Origin of the sequence: [Clostridium] celerecrescens 18A (assembly GCF_002797975.1) — a bacterium.
Classification (GTDB): Bacteria; Bacillota; Clostridia; order Lachnospirales; family Lachnospiraceae; genus Lacrimispora; species Lacrimispora celerecrescens.
The window spans coordinates 1,004,292-1,024,164 of sequence record NZ_PGET01000001.1 but is presented as its reverse complement, the minus strand read 5'-3'; the positions used below and the strand labels follow the sequence as shown (position 1 = coordinate 1,024,164).

Below are 19,873 nucleotides of genomic sequence, written 5' to 3'. Positions count from 1 at the left end.
CATAAAAAAAGACGCGGAAAGAGCTCCTTCTCTTTCCACGTCCTTCTTAAATTTGCACAAAACGCATCACAGGCTAATGGTATCAGTAGCCTGCGGCAATATATTGTTCAATCAATTTATCCAGTTCTACACTCCTGTGATAAATAACATCTTCATCATCATGATCAATGCTTTTATTTAATCTTTCTCTTGCTTCTTCAATATCGTGTATTAACTCTTCTTTTGACATCATCATATCATTACTTCTCCTTTGCTCTTTTTTCGTATCTGTCTGTGTTTGCAGAAGAGCACAAGAGTAGATATCACTACCAGAATTAATGACAGTGCCTGAGACACCGGAATGCCAGTACTAAAGAATATTAGCTGGTCCGTGCGGAGTCCCTCTATCCACACTCGTCCCAAACCATAGCCAAGCAGGTATATAAAAAGCATCTCTCCATCAAATCTCTTACGTTTCCTGTACCAAAGCATAAATAATAGTACTAAGAGATTCCAGATTGATTCATAAAAGAAGGTAGGATGCACCTGTATATATTCTACTCCGTTCTTTACGATCAAATGGTTCAAAAGCTCTTTCGATATCATATTCTCATTAACCAGCGCTCTTCTGATTCTCATAGCAAACAGGCTGTCGGTATATCCGCCAAACGCCTCGCAATTAAAGAAGTTTCCCCATCTTCCTATAATCTGCCCGGTTATCAATCCTAGGCATCCAGTGTCAGCCAAGGAAAAAAATGATAATTTCTTTACCCTGGCATAAACAATCAGAGTTATAACGGCCCCTATGACACCTCCATAGATGGCCAGTCCTCCTGCCCTGAGATTTAAAATTTGAAGCAGATCATCTTTATAATTGTCCCAATCAAAAATAACATAATAGATTCGGGCTCCCATGATAGAAATTATGATTGCATACAGAACAAAATCCAGATATATATCCGGGTCCTGCCCCCTGCGTTTTGCATCCCTTGTCGCAACCCAGAGACCTGCTAATATTCCAAACCCAATGATAATCCCGTAAAATGCAATGCGGAATCCAAATATTGAGATACTGTTTTGCAAATGGTCGATTGTAAATCCCAAATGAACAAAACTAATATCTGCCGTATTTGCCATTCGTCTTCTCCTTTCGATGTTTTCTTTATTTTACCCCGGGAAAACACAAAAATCAAACAGATTCGCCCGACATATTCAACTATAATTCGACAAAGCTTTGATTCTTGTGTTTTTCTCTTTTATTTTTACGGATAATATGCTATTCTATATTAGTTGCAGATAAAAATCAACTATGAATATTAACAATATTAGGAAGGTAATTGCTATGAAATTAGGTATTGTCGGATTGCCAAACGTAGGTAAAAGCACCTTGTTCAATTCTCTTACAAAGGCCGGTGCGGAATCTGCGAACTATCCATTTTGTACCATTGATCCCAATGTAGGAGTAGTTCCTGTTCCGGATGTGCGCTTAGGTCAGCTGGCCGCCCTTTATGATTCCGCAAAAATCACCCCTGCCGTCATAGAATTTGTCGATATTGCAGGACTTGTAAAAGGAGCTTCCAAAGGAGAGGGGCTGGGCAATCAGTTTCTTTCCAATATCCGTGAAGTAGATGCCATCGTCCACGTGGTACGCTGCTTTGAGGATACCAATGTAATCCATGTAGACGGAAGCGTAGATCCACTGCGTGATATTGAAACCATAGATTTGGAACTGATCTTTTCCGATTTGGAAATTTTAGACCGCCGTATCTCCAAGTCCACCAAGGGCGCTATGAATGATAAATCACTTGCAAAGGAACTGGCGATTTTAAAGAGGATCAAAACCCACTTAGAGGATGGAAATCTGGCACGAAGCTTGGAAATTGAGGATGAGGATGAAAGAGAATTTATTTCCACCCTTAATCTTCTCACCTTTAAACCTGTGATCTTCGCTGCCAATGTCTGCGAGGACGACTTGGCTGATGACGGAGCTTCCAATGATTACGTGGGAATGGTCCGTAAATTTGCAGAAGAAAACAACAGTGAAGTTTTCGTTATCTGCGCACAGATCGAACAGGAAATCGCTGAATTAGAAGAAGACGAGAAAAAGATGTTCTTAGAAGATCTGGGACTTACAGAATCCGGCCTGGAAAAACTGATCGCAGCCAGTTATCATTTACTTGGGCTCATCAGCTACTTAACTGCCGGTCCTACTGAAACAAGAGCATGGACCATCAAAGAAGGAACCAAAGCCCCCCAGGCTGCCGGTAAGATCCACTCTGATTTTGAGCGGGGCTTTATCCGCGCAGAGGTTGTAAATTACCAGGACCTTCTGGATTGCAAAAGCTACAACGCTGCGAAAGAAAAAGGTCTGGTTCGTCTGGAAGGCAAAGAATACGTGGTTAAGGATGGCGATGTTGTCCTGTTCCGCTTTAATGTATAGAAGAAATTTATTCGCGGGCATTTTATAGAGACCGGAACATACTGGTCAGCGCCAGAAGGCGCTGGCCTTCTTTTATGCCTATTCCTCTTTTTCATAAATCCATCTGGTCCCCATGACTGATAAATTATGTCAATAAGGGAATTGTCCTTGTAACCCCCTTTCCTTATGCTATAATATGTCTGGTCATAGAAAAAGCCTTTTTACAGCCAAGGCAAACGTTTTAAAAAAGAAAAGGGAGTATCAAAAAATGAAAACATTTATTAACGCAATAATTGCCGGAATTGCCATCAGCATGGGAGGAGTGATTTATCTAACTCTTGAAAACCATATCGCTGGTTCTTTTTTATTTTCAATCGGATTATTTACCATCTATACCTTTGGATTTAACCTATACACAGGAAAGGTTTGTTATATTGTAAACGAAAAGCCTTCCTACTTATTAACAATACTTATTGTATACTTAGGGAATTTTATAGGAACTGCAGGTTCTGGGATTGTATTCAGATATACCAAACTAGCCAAGCTCATAGATCACACAAGGGAACTTGTGAATATGAAGCTGTCGGATACCCTGTTCAGCACATTTATCATGGCAGTCATGTGCGGTATTATGATGTGCATCGCAGTGATTGGCTATCAGATCATAAAAGACGGAATCGGAAGATATTTGGCTTTAGTCATGCCGGTCATGATATTTATTCTTTCTGGTTATGAGCACAGCATAGCAGATATGTTTTATTTTACTATGGGAAATGCCTGGAATGCAAAAGCAATCCTTTATATTCTGGTTATATCTGCGGGAAATTTAGTAGGGGGAAGCCTCATTCCTTTGGCTAAAAAACATCTTAGCGAAGAGGCAGCCCTCCTACATTAGGATGCTTTTTTATCAACGTTCTGATTCACACGCCCCAAGTTTGGGGCGTTCCTGGTTCATAGCCATCTGGCTATAATATATACGGCAAGAACCGATATGAAAAGAGCTGTTTTGATTCCGTAGCCTGTAACGTAATTTCGGAAATACCCTTTAAAAAGTCTTTTACTCATAGTTTTCCCATCCCTTTCGTATTTTCAGCAGAAAACAATTGTTACCTTCTACTAATACTATAATAAGGAACGTCATTTTTTTACAGGTTGTAATTATCGTTAGTGGTACATCATATTATCGTTTTATGAATTCAACTTAATTTTTTATGATTTTATGATAAAATCATATGAGTGTGTATTCTATATCAGGGGGTGTGGTCATGGCTGTTTGCTATCCATGGAGAGGCTGGTGCAGTCAGGCCCGGAAAGCTTGTTTGATTGCTGATAAGGAATTTTAAGCCTCATTCAAATAAACAACAATCCCCGAAATGTCCGGTATAATTTACCGGCCTTCCGGGGATTTTTCCAGCCTTGTCTTATTTCAATTCTACCAGCACTTCGATTTCACATGCAATCCCGCCTGGAAGTGTATTCACTCCGATTGCGGAGCGGGCCGGAAGTCCTGTCTCTTTACCAAAAATTTCTGCAATGAAATCGGAACCCCCATTTACAACCTGTGGCTGCATTCCAAACTCGTCAGTACTGTTAACAAATGCCAAAACTTTGACAAAACGCTTAATCCTGTTTAAATCCCCTGTCTTTTCATCTAAATTAGCAAGCAGATTCAGCATACAATTATAAGCTGCTTTCTGTCCATCTTTTACATTTAAATCCTTTCCCAACTTTCCTGTAATGTTATTTCCATCACCTAAATCCGGTCCGCAGCCGGAACAATATAAGAACTTCTCTCCGAATTCTTGTACCGGAGTATATACACCTCCTTTTGCTGGTGGCTGAGGAAGGGTGACTCCTTTTTCCTTTAATATTTCATATACATCTCTCATTTGTTATTTCTCCTATTATTTTATTTTAATTTATAATCTTATCTATAATCCGTTCATACAAATCCACTGCTTTTCTGATTTGATCTTCTTCTAAATACTCATTGAATGTATGAGCTTGAGATAAATTGCCCGGGCCGCATATAAGCGTCTGAATCCCATGTCCTACAAAAAAACATTGTTCACAAGAAGCATCAAAGGCTTTAGGTCTGCTCTCAGATTGAAGCAGACGCCTCCTTTCTTCCAGACACAATCCTACAAAAGAGTTATCAGATGGCAGTTCTCCGCCCGGCATATAGAAATGGGGAATAATGCTGCAGTCAGTAATACCGGCTTTTCTCAAGCCATTCTTTATTAACTTCTCTGCCTGCTGCTGGCTCATACCTGGCAGAATCCTGAAATCCAAAAGCATGCGGGTAGTTTCAGGCACCACATTATCCTTTTCATAACCATGCATCATGGTGATTGATATACGGGGGGACGGCAGTACTTCATGTCTCATAGCACTAAGCTCCCGATTCAGCCTTTTCAAAGCCCATATAGTAAGTCCGGCTTTTTCTATCGAATCTCTTCCTGCTGCAGGAAGAGCCGCATGCCTGGCAGGAGCATGTAAATCAACATAATTCCTTGAAACGCCCCGATGGGCAATGGCTATTTCCAATCCTGTAGGTTCCCCGATTATTGCGTAATCAGATGTCCCATAAACCTCTAGATATTTCATTGTTCCTAAATTGGAACACTCCTCATCTGCCACAAACAGCAGCTTCAACCTTCCTTTTTGGGGCCCTCCTTTTTGGGCAATTCGGATTGCAGCCTCACACATGGCCGCTATCCCCCCCTTCATATCAGAGGTTCCCCGTCCATAAAGTCTTCCTTTTTCCCGAGTCATAACAAAGGGATTTAAACGCCATTGCCCATGAGCGGGTACTACATCCAAATGACCATTAAGCATAAGCTCCGGCCCTGCTCCCTCTCCTATTACCGCTATCAGATTGGCCCTGTTATTTCCCAGTTCCTGCATCTCACAGTGAAATCCATAATTTTTCAGTACGTCAGCCAGAAACATAGCTGCAGGTCGTTCATTTCCAGGCGGAGACGTTGTATCAAAGCTTATCAGTTGTTCCAACAGATCAATTGCATCCATATACTTTCCCCTTTATCCCAGTACTTTCTTCCTATATCAGTAAGAAAGTTTCCGATTTCTGGCTGTTACTTTCCATGTATTAATAACCTCTCCATTTTTTACTAACAGAATTTCAGGATATAATGCACTGGTAGGACAGATATGGGTCGGTATTACGTAAAGACATGTTCCGATTTCCGGAATCTTTGATGCATCCTCCATCTTAAACACCCAGTGCTCCTCACTATGGATAACAGGTACTGCTTCTTCCATGCCCACAATATACCCTCTTTGTACTACCGGATCAGATGCAATTCCCTTATATCCTAAGTCGGTCGCGAATAGACCAGGAGCTGGGTGGCTTATGACTCTTGTCATCACAGCCGCTCCCGGAATAAAGCCTAAATCCGGAAGATTTATATAATATCCTGCATCGGTTATAAATGCAGTTCCAGGTGACAGATACCAGTCAGTAATTTCAGCATGGCAGGGAAAAGAAGGGGTGCCTCCAGCTACCACAAGACCGCATTCAATCCCATCTTGCCTTAAATGTTTCAAGACAGTTTCTACCTGCCGATCGACCTCTGCAACTTCTGCATTGCGGACAATGATATCCTTATTATTATGATTTCCGTCGTAACAATGGAAACCTTTCATGCAGATGCCCGGAAACGTATTTACAATCCTGTAAAAGGCTTCCAGCTTGTCTATCGTCACACCTGTCCGGTTCATTCCCATGTTTACATCCACAAGCACTGGCATCCGATATCCATTTTTCATGCATTTATCTGAAAGGAATTCAAGCTGCTTCACATCATCTCCGATTGCGTAAAAGCATGAATTTGGATATGCCTTTGCAAGTTTCACGTACCTGCCTATATTAGGCCCTATGAGAGGATAGGCCAAAATGATACGCTCTGCTCCAGCCTGCGCTGCCATTTCTGCTTCTGCAACTGTTGCTGCTTTAAATTTTACTATTCCATACTTCATTTGTAGTTTTAACATATCAATGGATTTATGACTTTTCACATGTGGCCAAAGACGTTCTGCTGAACCAGCCTCCTCTATGGCTTTCTGAATATTACTTCTGATTATGTCTAAATAATATATTAGGCTGGGAGAAATAATTTCTTCCGTTTTTCTTATATCGTAGCAATTCATTATCGTTTCCCTCCAATTCGTGGTATCTTATGGTGCTCTTGGAAATGTCATCCTTTTACAGCACCAGCCGTCATTCCCTGTATAATGTATTTCTGAAGGATCATGGTCAGGATGATGGTAGGCACAATCACCACAATGGTCGCTGCCAGCATACGCCCCCATCGGATATCGGCTCCCGATACAAAATATTGCAGGGATACAGGAAGAGTCCTCGTTTTTTCACCGCTGAGTATCAATGCAAACTGGAAATTGTTCCAAGATCCCAGAAAGGACAGTGTCGAACAAGTCACCAGCCCCGGCGCGCTGATTGGCAGGAGGACATCTACAAAACATTTCTGCCTGGTACAGCCATCCACAATGGCAGCTTCCTCCAATTCAATGGGCATATCATTGAAAAACCCCACCATAATCCACACGATCAGCGGAAGGGACAGAATCATATGGCTGATAATCAGTACTCCATAGGTATCTATCATCCGTAATTTTGAAAAAACAAAGTAATAAGGGAGCAGAATGGATATGTTAGGCAATAACCTTGCAGTCAAAATAGCGATACTGACCTTCCCCATCTTATATCTGGCTATGGCATAAGCCGCTGGCACTCCCATCAGAAGGGACAATGCAGTAGATGCAACCGCCACGATCGTGGAGTTCAGCATGTACGTACCATAATGCTGTGTCTTGAATATGTAGATATAGTTGTCCAGGATCGGCTTGAAACCGAACAGCTTCGGCGGCATGATATAAACCTGTGCCATATTCTTAAAAGACGATACGAGAACAAAATAAAGCGGGAACAAAACAGGAATCACAATTATAAGAATCAGTCCCGCAAACAGGCATTGTTTCAGTAATTTCCCCGCTTTTTGCTTATTAACCGCCATAATATTCCACCAACTTTCTCTGAAACTTCATTACCACAACGCTTAACAGCAATACGATTACAAACAGCAGCATCAGCATTGTTGAAGATAGCCCGAATTTATAATAGGAAAAAGCTGTTTCGTATGCAAAGAGATTTAAAGTCCTGGAGGCGTTGGCAGGTCCTCCTTTTGTCATAGCATAAATTAGATCAAAGGATTTGAACACATCTATAAAGCGCAGCAGCCCGATGGAAAACAGAGTCTGCGTAAGAAGCGGCAATGTTACCTGGAAAAAAGTTTGCACCGGCGTGGCACCGTCCACCCTGGCAGCTTCCATTGGATCTGTTGGAAGGGAAGAAAGTCCTGCCAGACACACAATAACGACCATCGGGGTCATCTGCCATGTTTCCACCGCTGCTATGGCCGGTATGACTGTCTGTTTTGCAGAAACAAAAGAGGACCTTGGAAGACCTACTGAGGTAAATACATAATTCAAAAGACCAGAAGAGGGTTCGTAGAACAGCATCCACATTAACCCTACCGCCACCGGCGCCATCATGTACGGAAGGAGCACAATCGTCTTTACTACATTTTTTCCCCTGAACCTTTTGTTGAGCACAAGTGCAATGGAAAGTCCCAGAAGCATCTCAGCCAAAGTAGAAAGTACCGTGTAATAAAATGTAACTCCCAGTGACTGCCAGAACTCTTTGCTGGCCAGCACTTCCAGATAATTTTTCCCAAAATTAAAACTCATTCCGGTTCCCATTAACAAGTTCCAGTCATTCAAACTAAATGCGAACGTCATAAGAATGGGAACCGCGAGCATAACTACCATAAAAAGGAAAGTCGGCAGAACAAAGACCCATCTGATATGCTTATTTACAAAATTATTCATATTCCTTCTCCTGTTATGGAAAGGAGCCTTAAAAGGCTCCTTTTTTGCTTTAGCCTATTCTTCATAGGGATAATCTGCACCATATTCTCCTGCATCTTTCAACAGCTGGTCAACTTTTTGGGAGGCCGCCTGCATCTTACCTGCCAAAGCAGATCCCTCACCTTTTGTCTCAATAGAGTATACGATTGCCTCACCCATCGCATCCCTGGCTTCTGAGACGGCTGTCATTCTTGGAAGTCCGTACTGATTTGTGGTTTCAGCCTGAATTTCCACATTGTATGCCGCAATGAAATCCTCGGGCATTGCAGATGTGACTCTCTCGTCTTTCCAGACGGAATCACGGAAGGTGGGCATACCCATTGGGGTAATATAAACCGCAATGTCACTGCCTCCTACGAACTTTAAAAATTCCCAGGCAGCTTCTTTGTTTTTGGACCCTGAGTAAATGGAGGCTCCCCACACAACCTGTTTGTAGGACTGACGGCCGGCAGGTCCTTCCGGAATAGGGGCAACACCAACCTGATCATAATAAGCGGACTCATTTGCATCTACCAAAGTCTGGTACAATGCAATCGCATCAATGCACATAGCCACCTGGCCTGCATTAAACAACTGAGTCATCTGAGAATAGCCCGCTGTGAGGATTCCTTCCGGAGCATATGTTCCCAGCAGTTTGCCGTAAAATTTTGCCGCCTCTAAGTTCTCAGGAGTATGGAACGCACTGGCTCCTTCCTTAAAATAGGCCCCACCAAAGCCGTATAGGAACGGGGAGAATTGAGAGGTAAGTGCTATTTTCTCTCCGCGGCATGCAATAGAATAAAAATTATTAGCTGGATCGTTTATTTTCTCACATACCTCCAGAAGTTCATCATAGGTAGCCGGCGGTGTAAGTCCTTTGTCCTTAAATATATCCTTCCGGTAAAACATCAGCTGTACGGAAGAATAGAGAGGAAGGGCTCCGATCTCACCAGTGGATTTAATCTTAATCTGATCCATAGGTGCAGATGAAAAATCTTCCCAGTCAAAGGAGGGATCCTCCAGATAAGTATCCAGCGGCTCAATCCAGCCATTGTTGCTGTATGCTGCCATATCCTGCAGAGGACTCATCAGAAATGCATCTATGGTGGATGAACCTGCAAGGAATTCGGTTGTGCATTTTTCCCGCAGCTGTCCTTCTCCATAAAGCTCCAGGTTTACTTTAATTCCTGTTTTATCTTCAAAATCATTAAGATAAGTCTCTATAGCATCTGATATCTGTCCTGTCATACTAAGTACCCGTATGGTAGTTCCTGCATAGGGTTTTTCGTTCTGTCCTTTACTGCTTTCATTCGCTGCTGTTTCCGTCTTTGAAGTTTCTTCCGCCTTTTGAGTGTCACCGGGAATTCCGCTTGTTCCGCCTGAACACCCAGCAAGCGAACCTGCAAGCATTACTGCGCTTAGAGCCAGACAAATTCTTTTTTTCATAATACTTCCTCCTTCGTTTTTACATATTTTACCTGTAATCACAGTATAGCGGCTGCATATCTTATTTTGAATAAACAAAAATAGGGATTGTTGGTATTATATTCCACCACCTCCAATCCCTATTTTTTATTTGAACTATTGTCCGGTTTTATGTCAAAATGATACGATATTTACAGTCTTTTTACATCACTGGGGCTTATATGATAATATTTTTTAAAGAGTCGGCTGAAATATGATATGTCCTTGATTCCAATCCGATCTGCAGCCTCCTGCACCTGGATCTTTCCGCTGCTTAACATGGCATAGGCTTTTTTCATCTTCAGTTTATTAAAATAATGAACGAACGTTATGCCTGTAGTCTTCTTAAACAATATACAAAACTGGCTTTTCCCTAAAGAACAATGCCTTGCCGCCTCTTCCAGACTGATATTCTCTTCCACATGTGTTTCCAGGTAATGAAGCAGCCCCATAATTTCCGGGCTGGCTGCCTTATTGGCCTGGAGCTGATTTAGAATCATTTGAAGCTCGTCTTGAAAGCAGTGCTTTAAATCCCATATTGTTTCAGCACGCCAAAAATCCGCCATGAAGACGGAATCATCATATTCCGAGGCATCGTCCACCTCCTGAAACGTATTCCCTGAAATAAAAATCCAGGCTTTCAGTACAGACCGGCGTATGACCTCTATCTGCCCAAAATGGCGATAAGCTGCCATCCCCTCAAACCATTCATCTGTCAGCCTGCTGACTTCCCGATAATCCAGTGCAAAAACAGCTTCCTGAATTTTTCTCTGAACATCTTTATTAATCACTATTGGTGCTTTTTCTTCAGCCTGATTCTCATGTAACGAGGCTTCCCCATCAAAAAATCGAAGATGTGCCGCCTCTTTCGCCTGTTGGTAGCTGAATGGTATTTGGGTTCGCTCATCGCACGGACTCCCGAGTCCCATGGAAAGTGTCAGATTTAGATGGGTTTTCAGGGTATGATTTAAAAACTTCAATATGTCAGGTAATAAAACCTTCAGCTTCTCTCCAGCCTTCAGGGTAAATATCACCATGATCTCTCCTTCACCTACAAACGCCAACTCGAACCGTGGAAGCTTTCCAAAATATTCTTTTATGATATTAATGAGACCATATCTTCTGGTATAAGAATCCATATCTTCCTGATCCATTGCAGTTCTCAAATGATCTATCAGAAGGCAGCCGCTGCAATATGAAACATGCGGATCAAAGATGAAACCCATCCTGTCCAGAAGCCGCTCAAAATCAGGGCAGACCGGACTTCCGGAAAGAAGCAGTCTAAAATCCTCCTCTCTGTTCAAAGGACTGGCATTCCCCGCAAGTTCAAGCTCTCCTTCTTTTTCCCCTTCTTTCTCTATGACTTCTTTCAGCCTGGAAATCAGTTCAATCATGGTGTTCCTTGTGATTGACAGTTTGAGTATATAATCCTCAGCTCCCAGCTTAATAGCCTTTTTCACATATTCGATTTCATTGATGCAGCTTAGAACGACCACTTTTGTCCTGGAATAATGAGTACAAATATATTCTACCAGCTGGATCCCATCCATTTCCGGCATCATAATATCCGTAAATACAACATCCGGTACCTGCTTTTCAAAAAAAGTGATTGCATCCCTGGCAGATTCACAGGTGGAAATTATTTCACACCCATATTCCTCCCAGTTTATACAAGACTGAAACCCCACTCTTACAATCAATTCATCATCCACAATCATTATTTTCAACATCCATCCCACCCCAATCAGGAAATATTACATACACTTTTGTACCAATGTTTTTCTTAGACTCAATGTAAAGGCCATAATCCGGTCCATATTTTAATTTCATTAATTCATGGATGCTGGTAAGGCCGATTCCTGTTACATTACGGCGTTTTTGGCGGACATCTAATTCCTTTAATATTTCATCCAATACCTCGGACTCAATCCCTATCCCATTATCCTGAATCGTGACACATACCCTGCCGTTATATTGTTCCGCCTTAATCCAGATCTCCCCGTTCTCCACATCCTCCATACCATGAAAAACTGCGTTTTCCACCAATGGCTGAAGAAAAAATCGAATTACCTGGAAGTCCTCCAGCACTTCAGGGACATCGGCATGAATCTGGATCCTGTTTTTCAAAGCCCAGTTTTTGATTTCCACCCATGCTTTAGCCACCCGGATCTCCTCACGGAGAGGCCCCTCCTCCTCTCCCCGGTTCATGGTGTTTTCCAACAGAATTCCCAAGGAGGTAATCATATCCGCAATGTTTCCAGCACCGGAAATCATTGCAGACCATTTAATTACATTGAGGGTATTGAACAAAAAATGGGGGTTCAGCTGGGCCCTGAGCATCTCATATCGAAGATTCTGTTCAATCTCCTTCTGCTTAATGGCTTGAGCAGACAACTTTTCAATATAATCCACCATCCGATTAATCTCATGCTCTGCTTCTACGATACCTATTACAGGTCTTGCGCACCCTTCCACCCCCTCCACATCAGAGAGTACTGTCCCACCAATATTTATGCTGCTTATTTTAAGGATGAGACGGTTCAAAGGCGCATTTACATATACATACATTGCCAGGCAGACAACACTGGCCCCTATTGCAAGCAGAATCATCATCGTGGTGACGGCACTATAAAGCTTGTCAACGGCTTCCGTGGTTTTATCCAAGGGAACCATATTCACCAAACGCCATCCAGAACTATCCATTGTCACATAATTAATCAGATACTCTCTCTCAGCCACTGTATAGTGGAAATATCCATCATGCTCCTTTAATAAGAGATCCATATTATTAACGGAAATATCATGAAACAGATCCGCATCTTCATTCGCATAAACCAAACGTTGCTCCTCATTAAACAGAGCCATAGCCGCCCCTTCATATGGGATTAGGATCTGTGACAGGTTTTCAGTCGGAAATGATACAAAAGAAATACCTAGAAATTTCTGAGAATTGTAATCACGTATCCGTCTGATAAATAAGATGAAATCTTCATCCCTGGGGTTGTCCCCTTCGCCTTTAAATACACCCTTATCATTATATGTACAGGGAATAACCCACCGCGATACCTCCTGACTTTCCATAAAGTCATGATACCAGTCCTGTCTACAGACGCTTTCAGAGAACTGCTTCCCAAAATAAGTGCTGTTGTCAATCCCATCCGTCACACTGTATACGGTACCATCCACTCCCAGTATAATATAATGCATCCGATAATCAAAAAATATGTTTCTATAAAACGTAAGGGTCTCCACTACAGAACGAATCCGACCGGCATTTTCCGAAGAAAAGACCTTCCCTTCAAAGGATTGATTCAATAACGCAGACACCTGCTTGTTAGTACTTGAGGCGGCAGACAACTTCCGTATGGAATCAGTGATATCCGTTAATGCCAGCTCATTACGATTCATATATTGGGATATTATGCCTGCTTCCTGCTCAATCAGGAGGTTTCTGCTCCGGTTGAACGCATAATTCATAATTATAAGAACGCTTATAAAAAGGAAAATGATGCAAATATATATGATCTTTATACGTAAATTGACCCTAAACTTATTTTTCACTGCTATACCCCCGCTTTTTTCCCCTAAGCAGTTTCATAATCTGTATATATCCGCGCAATATAAATAAGACAGAAACTTTTACGTCTAGTGTACTTCATACAGAAAGCAAAGGCAAGATTAAAATAAATTCCGAGAAGGTGATATATCAATGCATAGTTATACTATAAAGGATTTAGCTGACCGCGCAGTTTTTTCAAATCTATAAAATCTGTGAACAAATCCGCTTTTGTATAAATTATAAAAAGAAGGCTTTTGTGCAATAGATGATCGCCCATCTATATTACAAAAGCCTCTTTGCCTTTATTGGTTTATCCCTTCCGACTATGCCAGGTTGGAATACCCCATTAAGCTCCTATCAACTTCCTTTGCCACTTCCCGGCCTTCCCTGATCGCCCAAACTACCAGCGATTGTCCCCGGCGCATATCACCGGCTGCAAATACTTTATCTACATTCGTCTTATATTTCCCCTCTTCTGTCTCCACATTACTTCTGCCGTTTAATTTCACGCCAAAAGCATCAGCAACATAAGTCTGGGCGCCCAGAAATCCTGCTGCAATTAAAACAATATCGGCCGGAACTTCTCTCTCACTGCCGGCTACTGGCTCCATGTTTAAACGGCCGGTCTTTTCATCCGTTTTAGGCTCCAGTCCCATGAGCACGGCTTTCACTATTTTGCCGGACTTATCCTTAATAAATTCCTTTACCGTCGTCTGGTATACCCTGGGGTCCTTTCCGAATACGGCAATGGATTCTTCCTGGCCGTAATCAGTCTTCAGAACTTTCGGCCATTCGGGCCAGCTATTATCAGGGGTTCTTTTTTCAGGGAGCTTTGGCATCATCTCAAGCTGGGTGACGGAAGCACACCCATGGCGGATGGCCGTTCCCACACAGTCGTTACCCGTGTCACCGCCGCCGATGACGATGACGTGCTTACCTTTTGCGGAAATATGGCTGTTATCCTGTAAGTTGGAATTCAATAAGCTTTTTGTGGTTGACTTTAAAAAATCTACTGCAAAATAAATTCCTCCCCCATCTCTTCCCGGAACCTTTAAATCCCTAGGATTGGAAGCCCCGCAGGCCAGGATGATGCGGTCATATTCCTTTAACAGATCTTTGGCCTTCTGGTTTTTTCCAATATCAGTGCCTGTCAGGAACGTCACTCCTTCCTGCTTCATGATCTCCACCTTCCGGTCTATCACATGCTTTTCCAGCTTCATATTGGGGATCCCATACATGAGAAGACCACCTATGCGGTCCTCCCTTTCCAATACAGTAACGCTGTGCCCCCGTTTGTTCAGTTGATCTGCTGCTGCCAGACCTGCCGGGCCGGAACCGATGACGGCCACTTTTTTCCCGGTGCGGATCTTTGGCGGGATGGGACCTGCTATGCCGCTTTCATAAGCACGTTCAATGATGGCGTACTCATTTTCCTTGATGCTCACCGGATCTCCATTTAACCCGCAGGTACATGCGGCTTCACAGGGAGCCGGGCACACCCTGGCGGTAAATTCCGGAAAACTATTGGTTTTTTTCAGCCTGTTGTAGGCCTGCTGCCATGTCCCGGTGTAAACAAGCTCATTCCATTCCGGGATCAGATTGTTAAGGGGGCAGCCGGAAACCATACCTTTTAAGATCATACCGGACTGGCAGAAGGGGACGCCGCAGTCCATGCAGCGCGCACCCTGGCATTTTTGTTCTTTTTCAGAAAGAGGCAGGTGGAACTCGTTATAATTCTTAATACGAGCCTTGGGGTCTACCGCTTTTCCTGTTTTTCTGCTGTATTCTAAAAATCCTGTTGGCTTTCCCATGATCAGCTCCTCCTTACTTCTTTGTGTTGGCATAAAATGCTTCAATCTGTGCCTGTTCGCTGCTTAACCCTTTTTCCTCCATCTGAACGATGGTGTTCAGCATGCGTCTGTAATCATGAGGCATGACCTTCTTAAACTTAGGAAGATACTCTCCAAAGTTATCAAGAATCTCTTTTCCTTTTGCGGAATTGGTGTAAGCCACATGTTCTTTGATCATGTCTTTTAATTCAAGAACATCGTATTTATTGGTAACTTCTTCAAAGGAAACCATTTCCTTATTAAGCCTCTTATATAAATCTCTCTTTTCATCCAGAACATAGGCGATGCCGCCGCTCATTCCTGCAGCAAAGTTTTTGCCAGTGGGCCCCAGCACCACCACGCGCCCGCCTGTCATGTATTCGCAGCCATGGTCTCCCACACCTTCCACAACAGCGGTTGCTCCAGAGTTCCGGACACAGAAACGTTCGCCTGCGATCCCGCAGATAAATGCCTTTCCGTTTGTAGCGCCGTATAAGGCCACATTTCCGATGATAATGTTATCCTCAGCCTTAAATTTAACGCCCTGGGGCGGATAAACCACCAGCTTGCCGCCAGAAAGTCCCTTTCCAAAATAATCGTTGCTGTCGCCCACCAGCTCTAAAGTAAGGCCCTTTGGAATAAAGGCTCCAAAGCTCTGACCGCCGCTGCCCGTACAGTTGATGGTAAAGGTATCCTCCAAAAGCCCATCCGGATAAAGTCTGGTAATTTCCGAGCCAAATATGGTACCCAGGGCCCGATCCGTATTGGAAATATCGATATGAAGGCTCTTTTTCTGACCGGCCCGCAGAGCATCTCTTAATTTCTTAAGGATGATCTTCTCATCTATGGTTTTCTCTAGTTCAAAATCATATACCTGTTTCTTATCGTATCCTAAAAGCTTCTGCCCAGCATAGGAATTTCCCAATATAGCGGAAAAATCCACCTTTCCAGCTCTTTCAGAAGGAATACTGGCTTTCTTCTTTAACAGATCCGTCCTTCCCACAAGTTCATCTACGGTGCGGATACCAAGCTTTGCCATATATTCCCGAAGCTCTTTGGCAATAAAATTCATGAAATTGATTACGTGTTCCGGTTTTCCTTTAAAGCGCTTCCTAAGCTCCGGATTCTGGGTGGCAATGCCCACCGGACAAGTATCCAGATTACAGACTCTCATCATGACACAGCCCATGGTCACAAGAGGGGCTGTAGCAAAGCCGAACTCCTCCGCTCCCAGGGCACAGGCAATGGCAACATCCCGCCCCGTCATCAGCTTCCCGTCTGTCTCCAGGATCACCTTATCCCTTAACCCATTCATAATCAGGGTCTGATGAGCCTCCGCTACACCAAGCTCCCATGGAAGCCCTGCATTATAAATAGAATTTCTTGGAGCCGCACCGGTTCCGCCGTCAAAGGCGGAAATAAGGATTACCTGTGCACCGGCCTTTGCAACACCTGCGGCTACTGTGCCCACTCCTGCCTCAGAAACCAGTTTAACAGAAATCCTGGCATTGGTATTCGAATTTTTCAAGTCATAAATCAGCTGGGCCAGATCCTCAATGGAATAAATATCATGGTGAGGCGGCGGAGAGATAAGACCTACTCCTGTCGTGGAATGCCTGGTTTTGGCAACCCACGGATATACCTTCCCGCCTGGAAGCTGGCCTCCTTCTCCCGGCTTCGCTCCCTGAGCCATTTTAATCTGGATTTCTCTGGCACTTACCAGATACCTTGAGGTTACTCCAAATCGTCCGGAAGCAACCTGCTTGATAGCAGAACATCGGTTTACGCCGTCCGGACCTACGGTCAGACGCTCCAGGCTTTCGCCTCCCTCGCCGCTGTTGGATTTTCCATGAATCCGGTTCATGGCAATCGCCAGGGTTTCATGAGCTTCCTGGGAAATGGATCCGTAAGACATAGCTCCTGTTTTAAACCGTTTAACAATGGATTCTTCGCTTTCCACCTCTTCCAAAGGAATTTCCTTTGTTTTGGAATAATCAAAGTCCAAAAGACTTCTTAAATTAACCGTCTGTCCCTCTTCCGTCAAGGCATGGGTATATTCTTTGAAAGTCTCGTAGCTGCCGGTTCTGGCCGCTTCCTGTAAGAGATGGATGGTAAGAGGATTGTATAAATGTTCCTCTTGCCCTGCTCTCTCCTTATGGCTTCCCACACTGTCCAGGGTCAAATCCACGTCAAGGCCAAGGGGATCAAAGGCTGCTGAGTGAAGGACATCCACATCATTGGCTATGTCATCCAGGGTGATTCCTCCCACTCTGCTCACCGTATCGGTAAAATATTTGTCAATCACTTTCTTTGAAATGCCGATTGCCTCAAAAATCTGGGCTCCCTGGTAGGACTGTATGGTAGAGATTCCCATCTTGGAAGCTATCTTTACAATGCCGTGAAGAACTGCCGCGTTGTAATCCTCTACGGCCGCATAATAATCTTTATCCAGCATGCCCTTTTCAATGAGGGAACGAATGGATTCCTGGGCCAGGTAGGGATTTATGGCACAGGCTCCATATCCCAGCAAAGTAGCAAAGTGATGTACTTCTCTTGGCTCTCCGCTTTCCAGTATAAGCGCCACAGAAGTCCTCTTCTTTGTTTTGACAAGATGCTGCTGCAAAGCCGATACCGCAAGCAGGGAAGGAATGGGCAAATGGTTTTCGTCAATATCCCGGTCAGACAAGATGATGATATTCGCACCATCATGGTGCGCCCGGTCTACCTCAAGAAACAGCCTGTCAATGGCTTTTTCCAGGGAAGTATTTTTATAGTAGGTAATGGGAATCACTTCTACCTTAAAGCCCGGCTTCTTCATATTTTTAATCTTCAGAAGGTCCGTACAGGTAAGTATGGGATTATTGACTTTCAGGATCTTGCAGTTTTCCGCCGTCTCCTCCAGGATATTCCCTTCCTCACCCACATAAACCGTGGTAGAGGTAACGATCTCTTCCCGGATGGAATCAATGGGCGGATTGGTAACCTGGGCAAAGAGCTGTTTGAAATAATTGAAAAGGGGCTGGTGCTTTTTGCTTAATACCGCCAGGGGACTGTCTGCTCCCATGGCTGAAACTGCTTCCGCACCGTTTAAGGCCATGGGAAGGATCATGGTTTTGTATTCCTCATAGGTATAACCATAAGTCTTCTGCAGCTTCGCCCTTTCCTCTCTGTTCATGGCAGGAACCCCTATATTGGGGATGGGCAGCTTTCTCAGCTCAATTAAATTGGAATCCAGCCATTCCCCATAAGGCTGGCGGGCCGCATAATATTCTTTCAGCTCCTCATCGCTGACCAGGCATCCCTTAACGGTATCAATGAGAAGCATCTTGCCTGGACGAAGGCGCTCTTTTCGCACCACATGGCTCTGCTCGATATCAATGGCGCCCACCTCAGAAGCCAGGATCATCTGGTCCTCATCGGTAATGTAGTATCTGGACGGACGAAGGCCATTGCGGTCCAGTACGGCACCAACCAGGTCGCCGTCACTGAATACGATGGAAGCCGGTCCGTCCCAAGGTTCCATCATGGTTGCATAGTAACGGTAAAAGTCCTTGATTTCCTGAGGCATGGATTTGTCATGCTCCCATGGTGCAGGAATGGTCACCATAACAGAAAGGGGAAGATCCATTCCGCTCATCATCATAAATTCCAGCGCATTGTCAAGCATGGCGGAATCGGAACCTTCCTGGTTAATGATAGGAAGGACCTTATGCATGTCATACCGGAAATACTCGGACTCCATATTCTCTTCCCTTGCCATCATCTTATCCACATTTCCGCGAATGGTATTGATCTCACCATTATGAACAATAAGGCGGTTGGGATGGGCTCTCATCCAGCTTGGGTTTGTATTGGTACTGAACCGGGAATGAACCACTGCAACAGCAGATTCATAATCCTTATCCTGGAGGTCCGGAAAAAACTTCCTAAGTTCCTTCACCAAAAACATGCCCTTATATACAATGGTTCTGCTGCTTAAGGAAACCACATAGGTATTGTCGTTGCTTTGTTCGAAAATCCGTCTTGACACATAAAGCTTCCGGTCAAACTCCAATCCTTTGGCCGTATCAGCTGGCTTTTTTACAAAGCCCTGGGCAATGCAGGGCATACAGTCCACCGCCTTGGCACCGATCAGCTCCGGATGTATAGGCACATCCCTCCAACCTGTAAATTCAAGCCCCTCTTTCTTTACAATGATCTCGAACATTTTTTTGGCTTGATTTCTGGCAAGCTCGTCCTGTGGAAAGAAAAACATACCAACACCATATTCCCTCTCCTCACCAAGCTCTATGCCCAGAGGCTTTGTCACCTTTTTAAAAAACTTATGGGAGATCTGAAGCATGATTCCAACTCCGTCTCCTGTCTTTCCTTCCGCATCCTTTCCTGCACGGTGTTCCAGATTCTCTACGATATGGAGAGCCTGATCCACCGTCCGGTGAGTCTTCACGCCTTTTATGTTGGCAACCGCACCGATGCCGCAGTTATCATGCTCAAAGCGGGGATCATATAGGCCCGGCAACTCCTTTTTATTAGGGGATTGTAAACCTTTATCCATAATCTCTTCCTTTCCTCTCTTTTGCCCTTGCTAGTTGGACATAACGATATGTCCGGAGGGCGTTCCTTTTTCTTGCCAATGCTTTAGGCATTCCTCTCAATCGCACATGCTTCTTGGGTTTG

General features: G+C 43.8%; 14 protein-coding genes. 2 read left to right on the top strand and 12 right to left on the bottom strand.

Translation table 11 applies throughout. From position 1 onward, the window contains the following. Positions 1-82: 82 nt before the first annotated feature. Together H171_RS04805 and lgt are read right to left on the bottom strand one after the other, a co-directional pair. Entirely contained in the window at positions 83-235 is a 153-nt protein-coding gene (locus H171_RS04805; RefSeq protein ID WP_186802580.1) for an aspartyl-phosphate phosphatase Spo0E family protein, read from the bottom strand. After that, on the bottom strand, positions 232-1,116 hold the full coding sequence (lgt, locus tag H171_RS04800; RefSeq protein WP_100304131.1) for a prolipoprotein diacylglyceryl transferase: 885 nt from the start codon (positions 1,114-1,116) through the stop codon (positions 232-234). The genes H171_RS04805 and lgt overlap by 4 nt, the downstream gene beginning before the upstream one ends. A gap of 205 nt (positions 1,117-1,321) precedes the next feature. Between lgt and ychF the strand changes: the two genes are divergently transcribed. Both ychF and H171_RS04790 read left to right on the top strand, forming a co-directional pair. Beyond that, positions 1,322-2,419, top strand: a complete 1,098-nt coding sequence (gene ychF, locus H171_RS04795; RefSeq protein WP_100304130.1) for a redox-regulated ATPase YchF — start codon at positions 1,322-1,324, stop codon at positions 2,417-2,419. A 175-nt stretch (positions 2,420-2,594) separates the two neighbouring features. Continuing rightward, positions 2,595-3,293 carry a formate/nitrite transporter family protein gene (locus H171_RS04790; protein WP_100304129.1) on the top strand — a complete coding sequence of 233 codons (699 nt, stop codon included), beginning with the start codon at positions 2,595-2,597 and terminating at the stop codon, positions 3,291-3,293. A gap of 526 nt (positions 3,294-3,819) precedes the next feature. On the opposite strand, the gene H171_RS04785 is transcribed toward H171_RS04790, so the two are convergent. From H171_RS04785 to gltB, 10 genes are all read right to left on the bottom strand, one after another. Next, the gene (locus H171_RS04785) at positions 3,820-4,287 is read right to left on the bottom strand and encodes a RidA family protein (RefSeq protein WP_100304128.1); all 468 of its coding nucleotides are present in this window, start codon (positions 4,285-4,287) and stop codon (positions 3,820-3,822) included. A 25-nt stretch (positions 4,288-4,312) separates the two neighbouring features. Next, the gene (locus H171_RS04780; RefSeq protein WP_100304127.1) at positions 4,313-5,428 is read right to left on the bottom strand and encodes a M20 family metallopeptidase; all 1,116 of its coding nucleotides are present in this window, start codon (positions 5,426-5,428) and stop codon (positions 4,313-4,315) included. Between the two features lie 36 nt (positions 5,429-5,464). Continuing rightward, entirely contained in the window at positions 5,465-6,571 is a 1,107-nt protein-coding gene (locus H171_RS04775) for a D-TA family PLP-dependent enzyme (protein WP_100304126.1), read from the bottom strand. A gap of 44 nt (positions 6,572-6,615) precedes the next feature. Next, positions 6,616-7,452 carry a carbohydrate ABC transporter permease gene (locus tag H171_RS04770; protein WP_100304125.1) on the bottom strand — a complete coding sequence of 279 codons (837 nt, stop codon included), beginning with the start codon at positions 7,450-7,452 and terminating at the stop codon, positions 6,616-6,618. Beyond that, on the bottom strand, positions 7,442-8,326 hold the full coding sequence (locus tag H171_RS04765) for a carbohydrate ABC transporter permease (protein ID WP_100304124.1): 885 nt from the start codon (positions 8,324-8,326) through the stop codon (positions 7,442-7,444). Before H171_RS04765 ends, H171_RS04770 begins: the two co-directional genes overlap by 11 nt. A gap of 54 nt (positions 8,327-8,380) precedes the next feature. Then, on the bottom strand, positions 8,381-9,790 hold the full coding sequence (locus H171_RS04760) for an ABC transporter substrate-binding protein (RefSeq protein ID WP_100304123.1): 1,410 nt from the start codon (positions 9,788-9,790) through the stop codon (positions 8,381-8,383). Positions 9,791-9,960: 170 nt separating this feature from the next. After that, positions 9,961-11,538, bottom strand: coding sequence for a response regulator (locus H171_RS04755; RefSeq protein ID WP_100304122.1), 1,578 nt, complete (start codon positions 11,536-11,538; stop codon positions 9,961-9,963). Continuing rightward, entirely contained in the window at positions 11,513-13,216 is a 1,704-nt protein-coding gene (locus H171_RS04750; protein ID WP_242976859.1) for a cache domain-containing sensor histidine kinase, read from the bottom strand. Before H171_RS04750 ends, H171_RS04755 begins: the two co-directional genes overlap by 26 nt. 474 nt (positions 13,217-13,690) lie before the next feature. Beyond that, positions 13,691-15,178: a glutamate synthase subunit beta gene (locus tag H171_RS04745; RefSeq protein WP_100304121.1), complete on the bottom strand. Its 1,488-nt coding sequence runs from the start codon at positions 15,176-15,178 to the stop codon at positions 13,691-13,693. Between the two features lie 13 nt (positions 15,179-15,191). Continuing rightward, positions 15,192-19,751 (bottom strand): glutamate synthase large subunit, encoded by a 4,560-nt coding sequence (gene gltB, locus H171_RS04740; RefSeq protein ID WP_100304120.1) that lies wholly within the window; start codon positions 19,749-19,751, stop codon positions 15,192-15,194. Positions 19,752-19,873: the final 122 nt, after the last annotated feature.

Coding starts and splice junctions, on each gene's coding strand:
- H171_RS04755 (WP_100304122.1), bottom strand. CDS start 11,538: ATGTTGAAAATAATGATTGTGGATGATGAATTGATTGTAAGAGTGGGG.
- ychF (WP_100304130.1), top strand. CDS start 1,322: ATGAAATTAGGTATTGTCGGATTGCCAAACGTAGGTAAAAGCACCTTG.
- H171_RS04760 (WP_100304123.1), bottom strand. CDS start 9,790: ATGAAAAAAAGAATTTGTCTGGCTCTAAGCGCAGTAATGCTTGCAGGT.
- H171_RS04770 (WP_100304125.1), bottom strand. CDS start 7,452: ATGGCGGTTAATAAGCAAAAAGCGGGGAAATTACTGAAACAATGCCTG.
- H171_RS04765 (WP_100304124.1), bottom strand. CDS start 8,326: ATGAATAATTTTGTAAATAAGCATATCAGATGGGTCTTTGTTCTGCCG.
- H171_RS04780 (WP_100304127.1), bottom strand. CDS start 5,428: ATGGATGCAATTGATCTGTTGGAACAACTGATAAGCTTTGATACAACG.
- H171_RS04805 (WP_186802580.1), bottom strand. CDS start 235: ATGATGATGTCAAAAGAAGAGTTAATACACGATATTGAAGAAGCAAGA.
- H171_RS04745 (WP_100304121.1), bottom strand. CDS start 15,178: ATGGGAAAGCCAACAGGATTTTTAGAATACAGCAGAAAAACAGGAAAA.
- H171_RS04785 (WP_100304128.1), bottom strand. CDS start 4,287: ATGAGAGATGTATATGAAATATTAAAGGAAAAAGGAGTCACCCTTCCT.
- gltB (WP_100304120.1), bottom strand. CDS start 19,751: ATGGATAAAGGTTTACAATCCCCTAATAAAAAGGAGTTGCCGGGCCTA.
- H171_RS04790 (WP_100304129.1), top strand. CDS start 2,595: ATGTCTGGTCATAGAAAAAGCCTTTTTACAGCCAAGGCAAACGTTTTA.
- lgt (WP_100304131.1), bottom strand. CDS start 1,116: ATGGCAAATACGGCAGATATTAGTTTTGTTCATTTGGGATTTACAATC.
- H171_RS04750 (WP_242976859.1), bottom strand. CDS start 13,216: ATGAATCGTAATGAGCTGGCATTAACGGATATCACTGATTCCATACGG.